At 60.9% G+C, this 21,364-nt stretch carries 19 protein-coding genes and 1 pseudogene; 9 read left to right on the top strand and 11 right to left on the bottom strand.

The genetic code is table 11. From position 1 onward, the window contains the following. The 7 genes and pseudogenes from CWE01_RS21590 to CWE01_RS21620 form a co-directional block, all read right to left on the bottom strand. A pseudogene (locus tag CWE01_RS21590) lies at positions 1 to 190 on the bottom strand (putrescine ABC transporter permease PotH); the annotation flags it as partial. Continuing rightward, positions 187 to 1,329 carry an ABC transporter ATP-binding protein gene (locus CWE01_RS21595; protein WP_100942577.1) on the bottom strand — a complete coding sequence of 381 codons (1,143 nt, stop codon included), beginning with the start codon at positions 1,327 to 1,329 and terminating at the stop codon, positions 187 to 189. The gene CWE01_RS21595 and the pseudogene CWE01_RS21590, both read right to left, overlap by 4 nt. A gap of 72 nt (positions 1,330 to 1,401) precedes the next feature. Continuing rightward, positions 1,402 to 2,496 (bottom strand): polyamine ABC transporter substrate-binding protein, encoded by a 1,095-nt coding sequence (locus tag CWE01_RS21600; protein ID WP_100942578.1) that lies wholly within the window; start codon positions 2,494 to 2,496, stop codon positions 1,402 to 1,404. A 211-nt stretch (positions 2,497 to 2,707) separates the two neighbouring features. Beyond that, a complete protein-coding gene (locus CWE01_RS21605) occupies positions 2,708 to 3,817 on the bottom strand; it encodes a polyamine ABC transporter substrate-binding protein (protein WP_100942579.1) in 1,110 nt (369 codons plus the stop codon). 175 nt (positions 3,818 to 3,992) lie between these two features. After that, a complete protein-coding gene (locus tag CWE01_RS21610; protein ID WP_100942580.1) occupies positions 3,993 to 5,357 on the bottom strand; it encodes an aspartate aminotransferase family protein in 1,365 nt (454 codons plus the stop codon). A 55-nt stretch (positions 5,358 to 5,412) separates the two neighbouring features. Next, the gene (locus CWE01_RS21615) at positions 5,413 to 6,771 is read right to left on the bottom strand and encodes a glutamine synthetase family protein (RefSeq protein WP_100942581.1); all 1,359 of its coding nucleotides are present in this window, start codon (positions 6,769 to 6,771) and stop codon (positions 5,413 to 5,415) included. 39 nt (positions 6,772 to 6,810) lie between these two features. Continuing rightward, the gene (locus CWE01_RS21620; RefSeq protein ID WP_100942582.1) at positions 6,811 to 7,587 is read right to left on the bottom strand and encodes a gamma-glutamyl-gamma-aminobutyrate hydrolase family protein; all 777 of its coding nucleotides are present in this window, start codon (positions 7,585 to 7,587) and stop codon (positions 6,811 to 6,813) included. Between the two features lie 278 nt (positions 7,588 to 7,865). Between CWE01_RS21620 and CWE01_RS21625 the strand changes: the two genes are divergently transcribed. After that, entirely contained in the window at positions 7,866 to 9,242 is a 1,377-nt protein-coding gene (locus CWE01_RS21625) for a glutamine synthetase family protein (RefSeq protein WP_100942583.1), read from the top strand. A gap of 209 nt (positions 9,243 to 9,451) precedes the next feature. Beyond that, a complete protein-coding gene (locus tag CWE01_RS21630) occupies positions 9,452 to 10,090 on the top strand; it encodes a TetR/AcrR family transcriptional regulator (RefSeq protein ID WP_100942584.1) in 639 nt (212 codons plus the stop codon). 9 nt (positions 10,091 to 10,099) lie between these two features. Here CWE01_RS21630 and tauD read toward each other — a convergent pair whose 3' ends face one another. Genes tauD through tauA form a run of 4 tightly spaced genes read right to left on the bottom strand, consistent with a single transcriptional unit; the run spans position 10,100 to position 13,611 of the window. Further along, entirely contained in the window at positions 10,100 to 10,933 is an 834-nt protein-coding gene (gene tauD, locus CWE01_RS21635; RefSeq protein WP_100942585.1) for a taurine dioxygenase, read from the bottom strand. A 57-nt stretch (positions 10,934 to 10,990) separates the two neighbouring features. Then, positions 10,991 to 11,821: a taurine ABC transporter permease TauC gene (gene tauC / locus CWE01_RS21640; RefSeq protein ID WP_100942586.1), complete on the bottom strand. Its 831-nt coding sequence runs from the start codon at positions 11,819 to 11,821 to the stop codon at positions 10,991 to 10,993. After that, positions 11,818 to 12,612 carry a taurine ABC transporter ATP-binding subunit gene (tauB, locus tag CWE01_RS21645; protein WP_100942587.1) on the bottom strand — a complete coding sequence of 265 codons (795 nt, stop codon included), beginning with the start codon at positions 12,610 to 12,612 and terminating at the stop codon, positions 11,818 to 11,820. The genes tauC and tauB overlap by 4 nt, the downstream gene beginning before the upstream one ends. Before the next feature lie 21 nt (positions 12,613 to 12,633). Continuing rightward, positions 12,634 to 13,611 (bottom strand): taurine ABC transporter substrate-binding protein, encoded by a 978-nt coding sequence (gene tauA / locus CWE01_RS21650; RefSeq protein ID WP_100942588.1) that lies wholly within the window; start codon positions 13,609 to 13,611, stop codon positions 12,634 to 12,636. A gap of 720 nt (positions 13,612 to 14,331) precedes the next feature. Between tauA and CWE01_RS21655 the strand changes: the two genes are divergently transcribed. The 7 genes from CWE01_RS21655 (at position 14,332) to ssuB (ending at position 21,357) form a co-directional block, all read left to right on the top strand. Further along, a complete protein-coding gene (locus CWE01_RS21655) occupies positions 14,332 to 15,759 on the top strand; it encodes an OprD family porin (RefSeq protein ID WP_100942589.1) in 1,428 nt (475 codons plus the stop codon). Between the two features lie 317 nt (positions 15,760 to 16,076). Beyond that, positions 16,077 to 16,715: a peroxiredoxin gene (locus CWE01_RS21660; protein WP_100942590.1), complete on the top strand. Its 639-nt coding sequence runs from the start codon at positions 16,077 to 16,079 to the stop codon at positions 16,713 to 16,715. Positions 16,716 to 16,927: 212 nt separating this feature from the next. After that, positions 16,928 to 17,521, top strand: a complete 594-nt coding sequence (gene ssuE / locus CWE01_RS21665; protein WP_100942591.1) for an NADPH-dependent FMN reductase — start codon at positions 16,928 to 16,930, stop codon at positions 17,519 to 17,521. 93 nt (positions 17,522 to 17,614) lie between these two features. Continuing rightward, positions 17,615 to 18,580: a sulfonate ABC transporter substrate-binding protein gene (locus CWE01_RS21670; protein ID WP_100942592.1), complete on the top strand. Its 966-nt coding sequence runs from the start codon at positions 17,615 to 17,617 to the stop codon at positions 18,578 to 18,580. 25 nt (positions 18,581 to 18,605) lie between these two features. Further along, positions 18,606 to 19,754, top strand: a complete 1,149-nt coding sequence (ssuD, locus tag CWE01_RS21675; protein WP_100942593.1) for an FMNH2-dependent alkanesulfonate monooxygenase — start codon at positions 18,606 to 18,608, stop codon at positions 19,752 to 19,754. 8 nt (positions 19,755 to 19,762) lie between these two features. Next, the gene (gene ssuC, locus CWE01_RS21680; protein WP_100942594.1) at positions 19,763 to 20,554 is read left to right on the top strand and encodes an aliphatic sulfonate ABC transporter permease SsuC; all 792 of its coding nucleotides are present in this window, start codon (positions 19,763 to 19,765) and stop codon (positions 20,552 to 20,554) included. Beyond that, on the top strand, positions 20,551 to 21,357 hold the full coding sequence (gene ssuB / locus CWE01_RS21685; protein WP_100942595.1) for an aliphatic sulfonates ABC transporter ATP-binding protein: 807 nt from the start codon (positions 20,551 to 20,553) through the stop codon (positions 21,355 to 21,357). Before ssuC ends, ssuB begins: the two co-directional genes overlap by 4 nt. The last annotated feature ends 7 nt before the right edge of the window (positions 21,358 to 21,364 follow it).

The raw sequence follows: 21,364 nt of genomic DNA on the forward strand, positions 1-21,364 counted from the left end.
GCAGTTTCTGTTCGACGAAGCTGTAGATCTGCGTGTACGGCGGAATCGCCACGTCCGCTTCGGCGAAGCTGATCTTCAGGACGATGAAGAACGGCAGCATGAAGAACAGGAACAGCCAGAGGAACGGAATCCCGATGACCGCATGGCGGCCACTGGGTGTTATTCGTCGCACCAGGGATTTGAGTTTCATGAGCGCAGTACCACGCCGCTATCGTCTTCCCACCAGACATAGACTTCATCGCCCCAGGTCGGACGCTGGCCCTGGCGCTCGGCGTTGGCGACGAACGACTGCACCAGCTTGCCGCACGGCAGCTCAACGTAGAACACCGAGTGGCCGCCCAGGTAGGCGATGTCGTGGACCTTGCCCCGCGACCAGTTGTACTCGCTGGTCGGTGGCACCGGCGTCACCAGCAGTTTTTCCGGGCGAATGGCGTAGGTGACACGCTTGTCCTGAACCGAAGTGCTGACACCGTGGCCGACGTAGATATCGCGCTCCAGCTCCGGGCTGGAGATCCGCGCGTAACCTTCGGCGTCATCCACTACTTCGCCTTCGAAGATGTTGACGTTGCCGATAAACTCGCAGACCAGGCGGCTGGTCGGGGTCTCGTAGATGTCAATCGGGCTGCCGATCTGGGCGATCCAGCCCAGGTGCATGATGGCGATGCGTTCGGCCATGGTCATGGCCTCTTCCTGGTCGTGGGTCACCATGACGCAGGTCACGCCGACGCGCTCGATGATCTCGACAAGCTCAAGCTGCATTTGCGAGCGCAGCTTCTTGTCCAGAGCACCCATGGGCTCGTCGAGCAACAACAGCTTCGGCCGCTTGGCCAGGGAGCGGGCCAGGGCCACGCGCTGGCGCTGGCCGCCGGAGAGCTGGTGCGGCTTGCGCTTGGCGTACTGGCTCATCTGTACCAGCTTGAGCATCTCGGCCACCCGGGCGTCGATCTCGGCCTTGGGGATCTTGTCCTGTTGCAGGCCGAAAGCGATGTTCTGCGCCACGGTCATGTGTGGGAACAAGGCGTAGGACTGGAACATCATGTTGATCGGCCGCTCATAGGGCGGCAGGTCGGTGATGTCGACACCGTCGAGGTAAATCCGACCCTCGGTCGGGCGCTCGAAGCCGGCCAGCATGCGCAGCAAGGTGGACTTACCCGAACCCGATCCGCCGAGCAGGGCGAAGATCTCGCCCTTCTTGATTTCCAGGGACACATCGTCCACGGCAATCGTCTCATCGAACTTCTTCGTGACCCTGTCGATTTTGACCAGCACCTGTTTAGGTGTCTGGTCGCCCTCGAGGGCTTTCTTATAGGCGCCGGAGGCAACTGCCATTTGTAAAACTCCCAACAAGATTTAGCCGCCGAGCCTGGGTGACCCGGCTTTGGATGGTTCGACCCACGGGCATTACTTGCCCGACTTGACCTTGGTCCAGCTGCGGGTCATCAAACGTTGGATCTTCGGGGGTAGCTCAGCATTGACATACAGTTTGTCCACAACTGCCTGCGGTGGGTAAACCGCTTCATCGGTACGCACGGACTGATCCATCAGAGCGCCAGCCTTTGGGTTCGGGTTGGCATAACCGACATAATCACTGACCTGGGCAATCGCTTCAGGTTGCAGCAGATAATTGATAAAGGCGTGGGCCTCCTTGACGTTGCCGGCGTCCTTGGGAATCGCCAGCATGTCGAACCAGAGGTTGCCGCCTTCCTTGGGAATCACATAGGCGATGTTCACGCCTTTCTTGGCTTCTTCAGCGCGTTTCTTCGCTTGGAAGATATCGCCGGAGAACCCGGCCGCCACGCAGATTTCGCCGTTGGCCAGGTCGGAAATGTATTTGGACGAGTTGAAATAGGTGACGTAAGGACGAACCTTCAGCAGCTTCTCTTCGGCCAGCTTGTAGTCTTTTTCATTGGTGCTGTTGGGGCTCAGTCCCATGTAGTTGAGCACCGCCGGCAGCATTTCATCAGCGGAGTCGAGGAACGCCACGCCGCAGCTGGAGAGTTTCTTCAGGTTCTCCGGCTCGAACAGCACCGCCCAGGAGTCGATCTTGTCGACGCCCAACGCTGCCTTGACCTTCTCGACGTTGTAACCGATACCGTTGGTGCCCCACAGATAAGGCACGGCGTACTGGTTGCCCGGGTCGTTCTTTTCCAGACGCTTCATCAACGCCGGGTCGAGGTTCACGTAGTTCGGCAACTGCGCCTTGTCGAGCTTCTGGAACGCGCCCGCCTTGATCTGCTTGCCGAGGAAATGGTTGGACGGCACGACCACGTCGTAGCCGGTGTGCCCGGCCAGCAACTTGCCTTCCAGGGTTTCATTGGAATCGAACACGTCATAGACCGGCACAATGCCGGTGGCCTTCTGGAAATCAGCCAGGGTGGTCTGCCCGATATAATCCGACCAGTTATAAATATGCACGGTCGGCGCCGCTTGCACACTGACCGCCAAGGTCAGGCCTGCGCCCGCCAGCATGGCTTTGCGAAATAAAGAAACAGACACGTGGAGGTCCTCTAAATAGTTGGGCCCGAGTTGCCGTGCTACGAGGCTGTTAAGCCACGAGGCGGATAAATAGCCCATTAACAAAACCGGCGCGCAACTTACCCTCGATAAACCGATCCAGCAAAGTTTTCCGGTGATTCAATTCACATGACATTCAATCCGCGGGAGCCGCCAAAGGCTGCGCAGCTCCCGGGAGTTGTCTCAAATCGGCTTATTTACCCGATTTGATCTTGGTCCAGCTGCGGGTCATTTCGCGCTGGGTTGCCGCTGGCAAATCGGCAATGGCATACAGCTTGGCCTGCACATCCGCTGGCGGATAGATGCCCGGGTCGCTGGTGATGCTCTTATCCACCAACGCGGTCGCCTTCTCGTTACCGTTAGGGAAACGCACGCTGTCGGTGATCGCCGCCATGACTTCCGGCTTGAGCAGGTAGTTCATGAACTTGTAGGCCGCTTCGGTGTTTTCCGCATCTTTAGGGATCGACACCATGTCGTAGAAGCTGCCAGCCCCTTCTTTCGGAATGCTGTAGGCGACTTTGACCTTGTCACCGGCTTCGGCGGCGCGGGACTTGGCCTGCTGGACATCACCCGAGTAACCGATGGCGACGCAGATGTTGCCGTTGGCCAGGTCGGAGATGTACTTGGACGAGTGGAAGTAGGCAATCGACGGACGCAGTTTGAGGAACAGGTCTTCGGCTTTCTTCAGGTCTTCCTTCTTCTGCGTGTCGGTCGGCAGACCCAGGTAGTGCAGGGCCACCGGCAGCATTTCGGTCGGCGAATCGAGGAAGCTCACGCCGCAGCTCTTCAGCTTGGCCAGGTTCTCGGGCTTGAGCACCGCGTCCCAGGAATCGATCTTGTCCACGCCCAGCGCGGCCTTGACCTTCTCCGGGTTGTAGCCGATGCCGATCGAGCCCCACATGTACGGGAAGGCGTGTTTGTTGCCCGGGTCGCTGACCGAGACGGCCTTGAGCAGCGACTGGTTCAGGTTGCCGTAGTTGGACAGTTTCGACTTGTCCAGTTCCTGGTAGACACCGGCCTTGATCTGCTTGGCCAGGAAGTTGTTGGATGGCACAACGATATCGTAACCGGACTTGCCGGCCAGCAACTTGGCTTCCAGGGTTTCGTTACTGTCGAAGACGTCGTAAACCACCTTGATGCCAGACTCTTTTTCAAAGTTGGCAACGGTGTCCGGTGCGATGTAGTCGGACCAGTTGTAAACGTGCAGCACCTTGTCGTCCGCGTGAGCGGCACCGGCCATCACACCCGCCAACGACAGGGCGAGGAGAGTTTTGCCGGCTACGTTCTTACCTAATGCCTTCATGCGTCATGCTCCAATTATTCTTTTTAACCCGCTGTTCGGCGGCCGATTCCAGGGCAACTCGAAACAGTGGGGGTAGTCTGGCAAGATCCAAGGCAGCCTTTCAAGGAAAGACCACCCTTTCTGATTGCTCTGAGCGAAAGCACCTACACCGTACTTCCGGGTCAGAGCCTAGCACTTAGCCCTGTAACGCACTCAGGGTCAGATCCAGGCACTTGCGTGCCTTTGCCACCAACTCGTCGATCTCGGTTTTGCTGATCACCAGTGGCGGCGCGATGATCATGGTGTCGCCGACGGCACGCATGATCAGTCCATTATCGAAGCAGAACTGTCGGCAGATCATGCCGACGCCTTTACCTTCATACCGCGCACGGGTGGCCTTGTCCTTGACCAGTTCGATGGCGCCCAACAGGCCCACACCGCGAACTTCACCCACCAACGGGTGATCGTTCAGTTCCCGCAGACGTTTCTGCAAATAGGGTGCCGTTTCGCTCTGGACGCGCTCGATAATTTTTTCTTCGCGCAGGATACGGATGTTTTCCAGGGCTACGGCGGCGGCCACCGGGTGGCCGGAATAGGTGAAACCGTGGTTGAAATCGCCGCCTTCGTTGAGCACCGCGACCACTTCGTCACGCACGATCAGGCCACCCATGGGGATATAGCCGGAGGTCAGGCCCTTGGCGATGGTCATCATGTCCGGCTTGAGGCCGTAGAAGTCGCTGCCGAACCACTCACCGGTGCGACCGAAACCACAGATCACCTCGTCGGCGACGAAGAGGATGTCGTACTTGGCGAGGATTTCCTTGATCCGCGGCCAGTAGCTGTCCGGCGGCACGATCACCCCGCCCGCGCCCTGGATCGGTTCGGCGATAAAGGCGCCGACATTATCAACGCCCAGTTCGAGGATCTTTTCTTCCAGCTGGTTGGCGGCCCAGACCCCGAACTCTTCCGCGCTCATGTCGCCGCCTTCGGCGAACCAGTAAGGCTGCGGGATATGGACGATGCCCGGGATCGGCAAATCGCCCTGCTCATGCATATAGGTCATGCCACCCAGGCTCGCGCCGGCCACGGTGGAACCGTGATAGCCGTTCTTGCGGCTGATGATGACTTTCTTGTTCGGCTGGCCCTTGATCGCCCAATAGTGGCGGACCATACGCAGCATGGTGTCGTTGCCTTCGGAGCCGGAACCGGTGAAGAACACGTGGTTCATGCCTTCAGGCGCGATCTCGGAGATGGCCTTGGCCAGTTCCAGCACCGGCGGGTGGGCGGTCTGGAAGAACAGGTTGTAATAAGGCAGCTCGCGCATTTGCTTGCTGGCGGCGTCGGCCAGCTCATCGCGACCGTAGCCGATGGCCACGCACCAGAGGCCGGCCATGCCGTCGAGGATCTGATGGCCCTCGCTGTCCCAGAGGTAAACGCCCTTGGCGTGGGTGATGATGCGCGGGCCTTTCTCTTTCAGCTGCTTGAAGTCGCTGAAAGGGGCCAGGTGGTGATCACTGCTGAGGGCTTGCCACTCACGGGTTTGCGGGTTGTTGCTGGTCATACGGATCTCCTAGATTCCAGTAAGGGCGCGGTCTTTATCTACCGCGCCCGACGCATCAGACGGCGAAGAGCAGGAATTCCCGCTCCCACGAACTGATGACGCGCTTGAAGTTTTCATGCTCGGCCCGCTTGACCGCGACGTAGCCTGTGATGAATTTCTTGCCCAGGTATTTCTCGATGGTCTTGCTGTTTTCCATCCGCTCCAGGGCGTCTTCGATGGTCAGCGGCAGGCGCAGGTTGCGGCGTTCATAACCGCGACCGACCACCGGCGCGCTCGGGTTGAGGCCCTCGACCATACCGATGTAGCCACACAGCAGGCTTGCAGCAATCGCCAGGTAAGGGTTGGCGTCGGCGCCCGGCAGGCGGTTTTCCACACGACGGTTCTGCGGGCCGGCATCCGGGACCCGCAAGCCGACGGTGCGGTTCTCTTCGCCCCATTCGACGTTCACCGGGGCCGAGGTGTCCGGCAGGAAGCGGCGGAACGAGTTGACGTTTGGCGCGAACAGCGGCAACAGCTCGGGAATCAGCTTCTGCAGGCCGCCGATGTGATGCAGGAACAGCTGGCTCATGCTCCCGTCTTCATTGGAGAAGACGTTCTTGCCGGTGGTGATGTCGATGATGCTCTGGTGCAGGTGCATGGCGCTGCCCGGCTCGCCGGTCATGGGTTTGGCCATGAAGGTCGCCGCCACGTCGTGCTTGAGCGCCGCTTCACGCATGGTGCGCTTGAACACCAGGATCTGGTCCGCCAGGGACAACGCGTCGCCATGCCGGAAGTTGATTTCCATCTGCGCCGTGCCGTCCTCGTGGATCAGCGTGTCGAGGTCCAGCTCCTGCAGTTCGCACCAGTCGTAGACGTCTTCGAACAGCGGGTCGAATTCGTTGGCCGCTTCAATGGAGAAAGACTGGCGACCGGTTTCCGGGCGACCGGAACGGCCGACCGGCGGCTGCAAAGGGTAGTCCGGGTCGTCGCTACGCTTGGTCAGGTAGAACTCCATTTCCGGCGCCACGATCGGCTGCCAGCCCTTTTCGGCATAGAGTGCCAGGACCTTCTTGAGCACGTTGCGCGGCGACAGCTCGATGGGGTTGCCCTGCTTGTCGTAGGTGTCGTGGATCACCTGGGCGGTGGGCTCGATGGCCCAGGGCACCACATACACCGCATTGCTGTCGGGGCGGCAGATCATGTCGATGTCGGCCGGGTCGAGCAGTTCGTAATAGATGTCGTCTTCGACGTAGTCGCCGGTCACCGTCTGCAGCAGCACGCTCTCAGGCAGACGCATGCCTTTTTCGGCGATGAACTTGTTGGTCGGCGAGATCTTGCCCCGGGTGATGCCGGTAAGGTCGGCAATCATGCATTCGACTTCTGTGATCTTGTGGTCTTTCAACCAATCGGTGAGCTGGTCGAGGTTGTTACTCATAAGTGCCTCTGGGTTGGGGTTCCTGACGTCTATTATCGGTCAGGCGTTCCTGGACGTATCGTCTTGGCGCTGTAAAACCCGCTTTCGACAGGCATCGCCGAAAGCCTGGAAAATCGCCAGGTAGACCGGGTTGCTCGTGACCTGCCATTCCGGGTGCCATTGCACCCCTAGAGCAAAAGCCTTGCCTTCGATCACCGAGACCGCCTCGATCAGGCCGTCCGGCGCCGTGGCTTCGACGCGCAACCCCGGCGCCAGGCGGTCAACGCCCTGGCTGTGAATCGAGTTGACCTGGAATTCCGTCGGCAGCCCGAGACCCGCCAGTACGCCGCCGGGTTGAACCTGCATGGCATGGGCCGGACCGTACTGTACGTCCAGTGGCTGGGACTCGTCTTCACGATGATCCATGAAGGTTCCAACCTCATGAACCTTTTGATGCAGGCTGCCACCGAAGGCCACGTTCATTTCCTGGAAGCCCCGGCAGATCCCGAGCACGGGAATGCCCGCAGCGACGGCGGCACGGATCAGCGGGAGGGTGGTGCGGTCGCGTGCAGAATCATGAGCAGTGCCCGGCGCGCTGGCCGGACCGCCGTACAGATGCGGTTCGACGTTGGACGGAGAGCCGGTAAACAGGAGTCCATCCAGGCCGTCGAGAATATCGGACGGCTCAAGCAGTTCAGCCAGGGACGGAAGGATCAGCGGCAGCCCTTGGGCGGCGACGGCGACGGCACGGACGTACTTGTCACCACTGATGTGATAAGCATGCAAACCGATCTGTTTAGAGCATGCGGTGACGCCGATTAACGGCAGGCGAGACATGAAGCACCCCGGTATTATTGCTGTTATGGGTTTCAATCGAGCTTAGCCTTGTTCATTTTTTTACACAACACCCCCGTAAAAAATACAACACGGCCCGCTCAAGCCCGCGGTGCGGGAGAGCCCTCCGCCCAAAAAATTGCCCCAAAAGGCCGCAAAAAAGCCACCTGGGCGCTTTTTCAGGGCAAAAAAGGCCTCGCTTGACTTCGGCATGCCGTTCGGGTTGACTGAAACCAGAAAAGATCAATGATTGATATTTTTAACAACAAAGGTGTTGCATCATGTCGGTACCCCCGCGTGCCGTTCAGCTTAACGAAGCGAACGCGTTCCTTAAGGATCATCCTGAGGTTCTGTACGTAGACCTTCTAATTGCGGATATGAATGGTGTGGTGCGCGGCAAGCGCATCGAACGCACCAGCCTCCACAAGGTTTACGAGAAAGGCATCAACCTGCCTGCCTCTCTATTTGCCCTGGATATCAACGGCTCGACGGTGGAAAGCACCGGCCTGGGTCTGGACATCGGTGATGCTGACCGAATCTGTTATCCGATCCCCGACACCCTGTGCAATGAACCTTGGCAAAAGCGCCCGACCGCGCAGTTGCTGATGACCATGCACGAACTCGAAGGCGAACCTTTCTTCGCCGACCCTCGCGAAGTGCTGCGGCAAGTCGTGAGCAAGTTCGATGAACTCGGCCTGACCATCTGCGCCGCGTTCGAGCTGGAGTTCTACCTGATCGACCAGGAGAACGTGAACGGTCGCCCACAACCGCCCCGCTCGCCGATCTCCGGCAAACGCCCGCACTCGACACAGGTCTACCTGATCGACGACCTCGACGAATACGTCGACTGCCTCCAGGACATCCTGGAAGGTGCGAAAGAGCAAGGCATCCCGGCCGACGCCATCGTCAAGGAAAGTGCCCCGGCGCAGTTCGAAGTGAACCTGCACCACGTTGCCGACCCGATCAAGGCCTGCGACTACGCGGTACTGCTCAAGCGCCTGATCAAGAACATCGCCTACGACCATGAGATGGACACCACCTTCATGGCCAAGCCTTACCCGGGCCAGGCGGGCAACGGGCTGCACGTCCATATCTCGATTCTCGACAAGGAAGGCAAGAACATCTTTGCCAGTGAGGATCCCGAGCAGAACGCCGCGCTGCGTCACGCGATCGGCGGTGTGCTCGAGACCCTACCGGCGCAGATGGCCTTCCTCTGCCCGAACGTCAACTCCTACCGTCGTTTCGGCGCACAGTTCTACGTGCCGAACTCGCCGTGCTGGGGCCTGGACAACCGCACGGTGGCGATTCGCGTACCGACCGGTTCGTCCGACGCCGTACGTATCGAGCACCGGGTCGCCGGTGCCGATGCCAACCCGTATCTGTTGATGGCTTCGGTCCTGGCCGGTATTCACCACGGCCTGACCAACAAGGTCGAGCCGGGCGCTCCGGTGGAAGGCAACAGCTACGAGCAGAACGAGCAGAGCCTGCCGAACAACCTGCGTGATGCCCTGCGCGAGTTGGACGACAGCGAGATCATGGCCAAGTACATCGATCCGAAATACATCGATATCTTCGTCGCCTGTAAAGAGAGCGAGCTGGAGGAGTTCGAACACTCCATCTCCGACCTCGAGTACAACTGGTACCTGCATACCGTGTAAGCGGTTGCCGTGATAAAAAAGAACGCCGCCGGCCTTGGGCCCGCGGCGTTTTTTGTGCCCGCCTGTTGGCGGATCGCCAGCAAGCCGGCTCCTACAGGGTCGGCGGTGAGCGCAACATTCGGTACGACGCAAACGTTGCCGGCGATGGCGTCCTCACAGACGCTGTAGAACCTCGCGTACAATCCCCGCAGCCCCTCTCGGAGAACCCCATGACCCGCCCCGCCACCGCTCGCAAACCCCGCGCACGCAGCCAGGCCCGGATCGATTCGATCCTCGACGCCGCGCGCACCTTGCTTGCCGCCGAAGGCGTGGCCAGTCTGTCGATCTACAGCGTGGCGGAACGGGCCGAGATCCCACCGTCCTCGGTCTATCACTTCTTCGCCAGCGTCCCGGCCCTGCTCGAAGCCCTGACCAACGACGTCCACGCGGCCTTCCGCGCCACCCTGCAGGCGCCCATCGACCATCAGGCCCTCACCAGTTGGCGCGACCTGTCACGCCTGGTAGAGCAGCGGATGCTGAATATCTACGAGGAGGATGCGGCGGCGCGTCAGTTGATCCTTGCGCAGCACGGCCTGACCGAAGTGACCCAGGCTGACCGCCAGCACGACATCGAGCTCGGCGACCTGATGCACAAGCTGTTTATCCGGCATTTCGAATTGCCGACGCTACCCGCGGAAGTCGATGTATTCGCCCTGGCGATGGAGTTGGGGGATCGGGTCTATGCACGCTCGGTGCAGTTGCACGACCAGATCACGCCGCGCATGGCCGAAGAGGGGATGCGGGTGTTCGATGCGTACCTGGGGCTGTATTTGCCGCCGTATCTGCCGAGGCGCGAACACCCGCTCTGAGCCACAGGGTCAGAACGGCGCATCACCGAGAATGGTCGCCCGGTGCATCACCCGCCGATTCGGCCGGTAATCGTCCACCGCGTAATGCTGGGTCACGCGGTTGTCCCAGAATGCCACGTCATTCTCCTGCCAGCGCCAGCGAATGGTGAACTCCGGACGCGTCGCATGGGCGAACAGCAACTTGAGAATCGCCTCGCTCTCGGCCTCCTCCAGCTCGTTGATCCGGGTGGTGAAACCCTCGTTGACGAACAACGCCTTGCGCCCGCTCACCGGGTGCGTGCGGATCACCGGATGCGACAGCGGCGGGTTCTTCCTGCGGGTCTCCTCCCAGCGCGCCAGGTCCTCGGGCGTATTGCCGAAACGCTCGACGGGAAACGACTTGATGAAGTTGTGCGTCGCCGTCAGCCCCTCCAGCAGTTGCCGCAACGGCGCCGACAAGGCCTCGAACGCCGCGATGCCACTGGCCCACAGGGTGTCGCCACCAAACGCCGGCAGCTGCTTGGCGCTGAGCACCGCCCCCAGCGCCGGGGTCGGCAGGAAGGTCACGTCGGTGTGCCAGACCGCGTTGTCGCGTACGTCGGTCACCGCCGTGTCGAGGATCAGCACTTCGGGCTGCTCCGGCACGTTCGGGTAGATCGGATGAATATGCAGGTCGCCGAAATACGCCGCAAAGGTCGCCTGCTGCACCGGGTTCAACGGTTGGTTACGGAAGAACAGCACCTGATACTTGAGCAGGGCCTGCTGGATGGCGTCGCGATGTTCGACGGTCAACGGCCGGTTCAAGGTAACGCCGTCGATCTGCGCGCCCAGGGCGGCGCTCAGAGGAGTAATGGTCAGGCTCATGATCGATCTCTTCAAATACGCGCCGGGCTGTCGGCGTGGTCAATAGACTGCGGTCTGTCAGTGGGCCTGGCCGTGCCACGGCACCAGCTTGCGTTGCAGGGCGCGCAGGCCCATCTCCATGGCAAAGGCGATGAAGGCGATCACCAGGATCCCCAGCACCACCACATCGGTCACCAGGAACTGCGCGGCCGACTGCACCATGAACCCCAAGCCGCTGGTGGCGGCGATCAGTTCGGCGGCCACCAGGGTCGACCAGCCGACACCGAGGCCGATGCGCACACCGGTGAGAATGTCCGGCAAGGCGCTGGGCAGGATCACATGGCGAATCAACTGGGCACGGGTGGCCCCCAGGGATTGCGCGGCCCGCAGCTTGGCCGGGTCGACGGTGCGTACACCGGTGGCGGTGGAGATGGCGATCGGGGCGAAAATCGCCAGGTAGATCAGCAGCACTTTCGACAACTCGCCGATCCCGCACCAGATCACGATCAGGGGCAGATAGGCCAGCGGCGGAATGGGTCGGTAGAACTCGATCAGCGGATCGAAAATGCCCCGGGCGATGCGGTTATGGCCGATGGCGATGCCCACGGGAATCGCGGTCAACACCGCAAAGCCGAGACCCAGGCCGATACGTCCCAGGCTCGCGCCCAGGTGCTGCCAGAGGGTCGAGTCCATGTAGCCCTTGGTCGCCAGCAACCAGCCTTTTTCCAGCACCGCGCCCGGCGGCGGCAGAAACAACGGTTCGATGAGGCCGGCAGCGGTCACTGCCCACCAGAGCAGGACCAAGGTCAACAGGGTCAGCACGCTGATCCAGCGCGTGCTCAGGCTGCGGCGCACCGGCACGACTTGCGGTTTGCTCGCCAGCGTCACCGGCAATTCATAGCTGCTCATACGAACTCCTGCCGCTGGGCGGCGCTGCGTTGGGAGAACACACGGGCCAGCACGTGCTCGCGGGTTTCGATAAAACGCGGGTCGGACTTGATCGCCCGGGCCGATTCACCGGCGCTGTAGCGCTGACCGAAATCCAGGCTCAGGCGTTCGACGACCTGCCCCGGATTGGGTGCCAGCAGAATCAGGTCGGTGGCGAGAAAAACCGCTTCTTCTATATCGTGGGTAATCAGGAACACCGGCTTGGCGGTGCGGCGCCAGACTTGCAGCAACAGCTCCTGCATCTGTTCGCGGGTAAAGGCGTCGAGGGCGCCGAACGGCTCGTCCATCAACAACACCCGAGGGTCTGCCGCCAGGGCGCGGGCCAGCCCGACACGCTGTTTCTGACCACCGGAAAGTTGCCAGATCCGACGCTTGTCGAAACCGGCCAGGTCCACCAGGGCGAGCATCTCCCGGGCGCGGATTTCGCGCTGCGGCCGGGGCACACCCGCCAACTCCAGACCGAAGCCGACATTGGCCAGGACATCCTGCCAGGGCAACAGGGCGTCATCCTGGAACACCACGCCACGCTCGGCACTCGGGCCTTTGACGGGCACGCCGTCGAGGGTGATGCGCCCGGCACTCGGTTCGACGAAGCCGGCGATCAGGTTCAACAGCGAGGTCTTGCCACTCCCCGAAGGTCCGAGGGCCACCAGCAGTTGCTGGGGGCCGAGGCTGAGGGAAATGTCCGCCAGCACCGGCTCGACCGCGCCGGGGTACTGTGCGCTGATGCGCTCCAGCTGTAACAAGGCCATGACGGCGGCTCCTCGACTGAATCAGTTAGTGATGAACTTGGCGCTGACGTAAGGGGCGTAGTCCGGCAGCACGGCATCGACCTTGCCCTGCTCTTTCAGGAACGCGGCGGTGTCGGTGATGGCCTGTGCGGTCGGCTTGCCGAGGACGGTGACCTGGTCAGCCGCCAGCGGATAGACGTTGCCTTGCAGCAGCAGGGGGATGTCAGACGCCTTGGCCCCGGAGAGCTTCACCAGCTTGTCGACATTGCCCTGGGTCGCCAGCCAGGCTTGCGGGTCCTTGCGGTACTGGGCGTAGGCATCCAGGGTGACCTTGGCGAAAGCCTTGACGATCTCCGGGTGCTTCTCGGCGAAGTCCTTGCGCACGATCCAGGCATCGAAGGTCGGCGCACCGAACTTGGCCAGTTCGCCGGAAGTGATCAGCACCTTGCCGTTTTCCTTGGCCACGCCCAGGGCCGGATCCCAAACGTAGGTGGCGTCGATATCACCGCGTTTCCAGGCGGCAATAATGGCCGGTGGCGCGAGGTTGAGAATCTGTACTTTCGAAGGATCGATGTTCCAGTGCTTCAGCGCAGCCAGCAGGCTGTAGTGCCCGGTGGAAACGAAGGGCACGGCGACTTTCTTGCCGATCAGGTCCTGGGGCGAGTTGATCCCGGAGCCGTCGCGGGCCACCAGGGCTTCAGCGCCGCCGATCTGGGTGGCGATCAGGAAGGTTTCCACCGGTACCTTGCGGGTGATGGCCGCGGTCAGCGGGCTCGAACCGAGGTAGCCGATCTGCACATCGCCCGAAGCGATGGCGGCGATGATGTCGGCGCCGTTATCGAATTTGCGCCAGTCGATCTTCGCTTGCGTGGCTTTTTCATAAGCGCCGTCGGCCTGGGCGACTTTCGCCGGATCGACGGTGGTCTGGTAGGCCACGGTCACATCGGCAGCCTGGGCGAACCAGCTGGCCCCGGCCAGGGACAAGGCCGCCAGGAGGCGGAGCGGAGCAGGGAGTTTCATGGGACAAGTTCCTCGACAGGCGACCGGGAATCGGCATGTGGAGAGACTAAATGATCTAAGAATCTTAAAATAAATAACTTATTTGCATTAGCTTATGAGTCAAAAGATTACAGATGCCACCGCTATAGCGGCGGTGAAGCTCAAGGCGCCAATACTGGCCAGCCGCCACCTGCCGGAGCCAAGCGGGCCGTGGGCTGGAGAGAAATGCAGGGAATAACTAAAACCGACGAATGAAGGTGCAATCCGCATTTTTTCTTCTAAGGTTCTGTGCGCGGCAACGTGTCAACCGTCCGGCTGAATCAGCCAAATGCTGTAATAAATTGACGGGAGTGCCAGCGTTTAGACATGATTGCGTCGCTTTTTTGAACTTTCCTGTCCCTGAGAACAGGTCTCAAATGCAGATTGTTCGAAAAAAGCGGCTACAAATACTTTGCAGAAATAAGTCTGGAGGCCGACAAAGGCTTCAGGCCAGGGTAAATTCCCAGGCGGCTTATTCCCGAATCGTATTAAAAAGGACGAAATAGTTCTTTTTGGGTTTATGAAGAGTTTCATTACCCTGCAGGGACCAAATTCACAGCGAGTTAGACCAAAGTCTAGGCATGGTTTGTTACGATTGACTTACCAGTCACGATCTGGTGCTAATCGCGCATCTGTGGCTACAAAGGGACGTTAGATCCCCGGCCAGGACACACAAAAATTAGAAATGAGAGGAGCTGTACCATGAAGAAGTCCACCTTGGCCCTGGCTGTGGCCGTAGGCGTTTTGGCACAACACGCATATGCCGACGGGCAAGCAGATGCCACCGGTTTTATCGAAGGCGCGAAATCGACCCTGGGTCTGCGTAACTACTACATCAATACCGATAACCGTGACCGTGATACCAAGGCTTCGGGCTCTCAGAGCCTGAACTCGGAATGGGGCCAAGGCTTCGATCTGCGGTTCACCTCCGGTTACACCCAAGGCACTGTAGGTTTCGGCCTTGATGTAATCGCCCTGACCGCCATCAAGTTGGACAGCGGTGGCGGTTCCAACGGCGCGACCCCAACCAGCGCTGGCGGCACGGTATTCCCGACCGAAGCCACTGGCGGTAAAAACGCCAAGGCTGTGAATGACTTCAGCAGCCTGGGTCTGACCGGTAAAGTCCGCGTTTCGCAGACCGAACTGAAAGTCGGTACCCTGCTGCCGAACAACCCGGTGATCAAGTACAACGACGGTCGTCTGCTGCCACAAACCTTCACTGGTGGCCAGATCACTTCGAACGAGATCAAGGACCTGACCCTGACTCTCGGCCAGGTTGAGAAGGCCAAGGGCCGTAACTCGAGCAACGACGAAGATCTGTCGATCAACGGCGCAAACGGCGGCTCGAACTACTCCCAGGGCACTGCCGGCAAGTTCAGCAACAAGTTCCAGTACGCCGGTGCCGACTACAAGGTCACCAAGGACCTGGTCGCTTCGTACTACTTCGGCGAGCTGAAAGACTTCTACTCGCAGAACTTCCTGGGTCTGGTACACAACTGGGCTATCGGTCCAGGCGTGCTGAAAAGCGACCTGCGTTACTACCGTAGCCGCGACAATGGCGCCAATGGCGACACCGCTGCCTACTTCAGCTCTGGCTACTACCCAGACAACACCCCACTGTCCGCTCGTGCCAAAGGCAAGGTCGACAACAACCTGTACAGCTACCTGGCCTTGTACACCGTTGCTGGTCACACCTTCGGTGGTGGCTACCAGTACAGCAATGGCGAAAGCGACTTCCCATGGCTGAACCAGGGTGACGGCTCGTCCAACAGCACCATCACCGACATGCAGATCCAGAAGTTCGGTCACGCTGGTGAGCGTACCTGGCAGGGTCGCTACTCCTACGACTTCGCTCAGGTCGGCGTGCCTGGCCTGACCGCAGGTGTTATCTACCTGCGCGGCAACAACATCGACACCGTCGGCAAAGAAGGCGCAGCTCAAGTCAACGTTCTGGGCACTGGCCGCTCCGAGTGGGAACGCGACATCACCGTTTCCTACGTGGTACCGGAAGGCACCTTCAAAAACGTTGGTGTGTCGTGGAAAAACGCCATGTGGCGTAACGATATCGCCGGCCAGCGCGAACAAGACGAAAACCGTCTGATCGTCAGCTACTCGATCCCGCTGCTGTAAGCGTGATCGTTTAAAGTCGAGATCCACACTCAGCCCGGCGCAATGCCGGGCTGAGTGCTTCACGTACCGCTTGAAACTACCTCTCAGCTTCGCCTCGAACGCCAACCTTCGACATCACGGCGCCAAGAACCCCACTGAGTTACATCCCCTTAGCCCTCTCACAAGCTGTGGACAAGGTTGCTCCTGCCCGCGCCCGACGTCCAATGAAGAACTTTTTAATATTCAATTTAGATCTAAATAAATCGATATTTATTCTTTTTAAATAAATTCGCCAACAGGCACAGTAGGCTCATCACGCACTCACCAGGAGCAGCACCATGAGCCTAAGACTCGGCGACATCGCCCCCGACTTTGAACAGGATTCCAGCGCCGGCACGATTCGCTTCCACGAGTGGCTCGGCGACAGTTGGGGCGTGCTGTTCTCCCACCCGGCGGACTTCACCCCGGTGTGCACCACGGAGCTGGGCTTTACCGCCAAGCTCAAGGACGAATTCGCCCAGCGTGGCGTCAAGGCCATCGCCCTGTCGGTGGACCCGGTGGACTCGCACCACAAGTGGATCGAGGACATCAACGAAACCCAGAATACCGTGGTCAATTTCCCGATCCTGGCCGATGCCGACCGCAAGGTGTCCGATCTCTACGACCTGATCCACCCGAATGCCAACGACACCCTCACCGTACGCTCGCTGTTCGTGATCGATCCGAACAAGAAGGTCCGGCTGACCATCACCTACCCGGCCAGCACCGGGCGCAATTTCCACGAGATCCTGCGGGTGATCGACTCCTTGCAGCTCACCGACAACTACAAGGTGGCCACCCCGGCCAACTGGCAGGACGGTGACGAGGTGGTCATCGTGCCATCGCTCAAGGACGAAGACGAAATCAAGAAACGCTTCCCCAAAGGTTACCGCGCAGTGAAGCCGTACCTGCGCCTGACACCACAGCCCAACCGCTGAACCCAGTTTTTTACCAACTCACGATGCAGGGGTTTCAGGCCGTTTCGACGGCCTGTTTTTTTGCCTGGAAGAAAGTCACCCGCATATTCATTTAAAGAATAAACAAATGAAAAAATAAGATTTATAGATATATAAATCAGCTGATATGGTCTGTCCATCTTGGTGAGATCGCAGCCCGCGAATCGCCGACAAACGTTCAAGGAATTACCCGCATGCTGGTCGTCACACTTGGAGGAAGCCCCAGCCAGCGATCACGCTCCGGGGTGCTGCTGGACCAGGCCAGGCGCTGGTTGATCGAACAAGGCGTGGAAGTGGTGAGTTACCAGGTCCGCGACTTCCCGGCCGAGGACCTGCTGCACGCGCGCTTCGGCAGCCCGCAGATCATTGATCTGCTGCAACAGATCGAACAGGCCGACGGCCTGGTCATCGCCACGCCGGTGTACAAGGCGTCATTCTCCGGCGCCCTGAAAACCGTACTCGATCTGCTGCCCGAACGCGCCCTGAGCCACAAGGTGGTCTTGCCCATGGCCACCGGCGGCAGCATCGCCCATATGCTCGCGGTGGATTACGCCCTCAAGCCGGTCCTGTCGGCACTCAAGGCCCAGGAAATGCTCCACGGCATCTTCGCCGAGGACAACCAGATCGCCTATGGCGAAGGCAGCGCCCAGGCGCAGCTGGCACCGGCCCTGGAACAACGCCTGACCGAGGCCCTGGAACAGTTCCACAGCGCCCTGGCGCGGCGTCCCAAGCCCCTGGACCCGACACTGCTCAACGAGCGCCTGCTCACGGCTCGCTGGAGCATCTGAACCGCTTTACCTGACATCGATGTACTGGCCTTACTCGCCCGCCAACGGGCAAGCAGGTGCAGCCAAAACCCTCACAGCAAAAAGGAGAGCGCCATGCGCACTATCATTTTGCGTCGCGGTCTGGTCGCTCTGTTTGCTGCGGCTGTCACCTTCGGCGCCATTACCCAGGCTCAAGCCGAGACGCTTCGGATCGGTTATCAGAAATACGGCACCCTGGTGCTGCTCAAGGCCAAGGGCACCCTGGAAAAACGCCTCGCCGACCAGGGCGTGCAAGTGCAATGGACCGAATTCCCCGGCGGCCCGCAACTGCTCGAAGGGCTGAACGTCGGCTCCATCGACTTCGGCGTAACCGGCGAAACACCGCCAGTCTTCGCCCAGGCCGCCGGTGCCGACCTGCTCTACGTCGCCTCCGAACCGCCGGCGCCCACCAGTGAAGCGATCCTGGTGCCCAAGGACTCGCCGATCAAGTCGGTGCAGGAACTCAAGGGCAAGAAAGTCGCCCTCAACAAAGGCTCCAACGTCCATTACCTGCTGGTCCGCGCCCTCGAAGACGCCGGCCTGAAATACAGCGATATCGAAACCGTGTACCTGGCCCCGGCCGATGCCCGCGCCGCTTTCGAGCGTGGCAGCGTCGACGCCTGGGTCATCTGGGACCCGTACCAGGCCGCCGCCGAGCAACAGCTCAAGGCCCGCACCCTGCGTGACGGGACCGGCCTGGTGGACAACAACCAGTTCTACCTGGCGACCAGACCCTACGCCGAAAAACATCCGGAAGTGATCAAGGCCCTGGTGGAAGAAGTCCGCGCCGTGGGCGACTGGTCCAAGGCCAATCCCGAGGAAGTCACCACCCAGGTGGCACCGCTGCTCGGCCTGCCCGCCGACATCACCCTGATCTCGGTGAAACGCCAGGGCTACGGCGCGCAGTTCCTCACCCCGGAAGTGATCGCAGCACAGCAGAAAATCGCCGACAGCTTCTACCAGCTCAAATTGATTCCCAAACCGCTGAGCATCAAGGACGTGATCTGGACCCCGCCGGCGGCCGTTGCCAAAGCACTTTGAACCGCATTCCTTAGGAGACCACTCCATGAGCCTCAATATTTTCTGGTTCCTGCCTACCCACGGTGACGGCCATTACCTTGGCACCGCCGAAGGCGCTCGCGCCGTTGACCACGGTTACCTGCAGCAAGTGGCCCAGGCCGCCGACCGCCTCGGTTTCGGTGGCGTGCTGATCCCCACCGGGCGCTCCTGCGAGGACTCCTGGCTGGTGGCCGCTTCGCTGATCCCGGTGACCCAGCGCCTGAAATTCCTGGTTGCCCTGCGCCCCGGGATCATCTCCCCGACAGTAGCGGCGCGCCAGGCCGCGACCCTCGACCGGCTGTCCGGCGGGCGCGCGCTGTTCAACCTGGTAACCGGCGGCGACCCGGACGAACTGGCCGGTGACGGCCTGTTCCTCAGCCACGAGGAACGCTACCAGGCCTCGGTGGAATTCACCCGCATCTGGCGTCGCGTGCTGGAAGGCGAAACCGTCGACTACGACGGCCAGCACATCAGCGTCAAAGGCGCCAAGCTGCTCTACCCACCGATCCAGCAACCGCGTCCGCCACTGTACTTCGGCGGCTCGTCGGAAGCCGCCCAGGACCTCGCCGCCGAACAGGTGGAAATGGTCCTGACCTGGGGCGAACCGCCTGCCGCCGTTGCCGAGAAGATCGAGCAGGTCCGGGCCAAGGCCGCCAAGCTGGGGCGCACCGTGCGCTTCGGTATTCGCCTGCATGTGATTGTCCGTGAAACCAATGCCGAAGCCTGGCAGGCAGCGGACAAACTGATCTCCCATCTGGACGACGAGACCATCGCCCGCGCGCAGAAATCCCTTGCGCGTTTCGACTCCGTCGGCCAGCAACGCATGGCCGCCCTGCACGGCGGCAGCCGCGACAACCTCGAAGTCAGCCCCAACCTCTGGGCCGGCGTCGGCCTGGTCCGTGGTGGTGCAGGCACGGCACTGGTGGGCGACGGCCCGACCGTGGCCGCGCGGGTCAAGGAATACGCCGACCTGGGCATCGACACCTTTATCTTCTCCGGCTACCCCCACCTGGAAGAGTCGTACCGGGTTGCCGAACTGCTGTTCCCGCACCTGGATATCGAACGTCCGGAACTGCCGAAAAGCGCCGGTTACGTCAGCCCCTTCGGTGAGATGGTCGCCAACGACATCCTGCCCAAAGCCGTGTCCCAGAGCTGAGGCCGGCCATGACGACCTTGAGCAGACTTACCCACAAGCTCGCACCCTGGGCCCTGCCGGTGCTGTTGCTGGCGGTGTGGCAACTGTCGGTGTCGGCCGGCTGGCTGTCGACCCGGATCCTGCCCGCGCCGAGCGCCGTGGTCGAAGCCGGTATCGCCCTGGTGAAGAGCGGCGATATCTGGAAACACCTGGCCATCAGCGGCTGGCGCGCCGGTATCGGCTTTGCCATCGGCGGTGGCATCGGCCTGGCCCTGGGCTTTATCACCGGCCTGTCGAAATGGGGTGAACGCCTGCTCGACAGCTCGGTGCAAATGATCCGCAACGTGCCACACCTGGCGCTGATCCCGCTGGTGATCCTGTGGTTCGGGATCGACGAATCGGCGAAGATTTTCCTGGTGGCCCTGGGCACCCTGTTCCCGATCTACCTCAACACCTACCACGGCATCCGCAACGTCGATCCGGCGCTGGTGGAAATGGCCCGCAGCTACGGTTTGTCCGGTTTCAGCCTGTTTCGCCAGGTGATCCTGCCGGGCGCCCTGCCCTCGATTCTGGTGGGCGTGCGCTTTGCCCTGGGCTTCATGTGGTTGACGCTGATCGTCGCGGAAACCATTTCGGCCAGTTCCGGCATCGGCTACCTGGCGATGAATGCCCGGGAATTCCTGCAGACCGACGTGGTGGTCCTGGCCATCGTTCTCTACGCCGTCCTCGGCAAACTGGCGGACCTCGCGGCCCGTGGCCTGGAACGGGTCTGGCTGCGCTGGCACCCGGCCTATCAAGTGAGCAAGGGCGGTGCGCAATGACGGCTCAACAACCTCCACGCCTGCTGCGGGGTATTCCGCTGGCGGTGCGCAACCTGCAAAAGACCTTCGGCCAGCGCCAGGTGCTGCGGGAGATCGACCTGCATATCCCGGCCGGTCAATTCGTCGCCGTAGTGGGCCGCAGCGGGTGCGGTAAAAGCACCCTGCTGCGCCTGCTGGCCGGTCTCGACCAACCCAGCGGCGGCGAATTGCTGGCCGGTTCCGCTGCGCTGAGCGAGGCCCGCGAAGACACCCGGCTGATGTTTCAGGAAGCGCGTTTGCTGCCTTGGAAAAAGGTGATCGACAACGTCGGACTGGGTCTCAAGGGCAACTGGCGCCCCCAGGCACTGGAAGCGCTGGAAGCGGTCGGCCTGGCGGACCGCGCCCATGAATGGCCGGCGGCCCTGTCCGGTGGCCAGAAGCAGCGTGTGGCCCTGGCCCGCGCCCTGATCCACAAACCGCGTCTGCTGTTGCTGGACGAGCCGCTGGGGGCCCTGGATGCCCTGACCCGGATCGAAATGCAGCAGCTGATCGAACGTCTCTGGCAGCAGCATGGTTTTACCGTGTTGCTGGTGACCCACGACGTCAGTGAAGCCGTGGCCATCGCCGATCGGGTGATCCTGATCGAAGACGGCCAGGTCGGCCTCGATCTGCACGTCGAACTGCCGCGCCCACGGGCGCGTGGCTCCCATCGCCTGGCGGCGCTGGAGACCGAAGTGTTGAACCGGGTGTTGTCGCTGCCGGGCGTACCGCCCGAGCCGGAACCTGTATCGCCCTTGCCCACGCAGTTGCGTTGGGCGCTGTAACCCATGC

Origin of the sequence: Pseudomonas sp. QS1027, assembly GCF_002814235.1 — a bacterium.
Lineage (GTDB): Bacteria > Pseudomonadota > Gammaproteobacteria > Pseudomonadales > Pseudomonadaceae > Aquipseudomonas.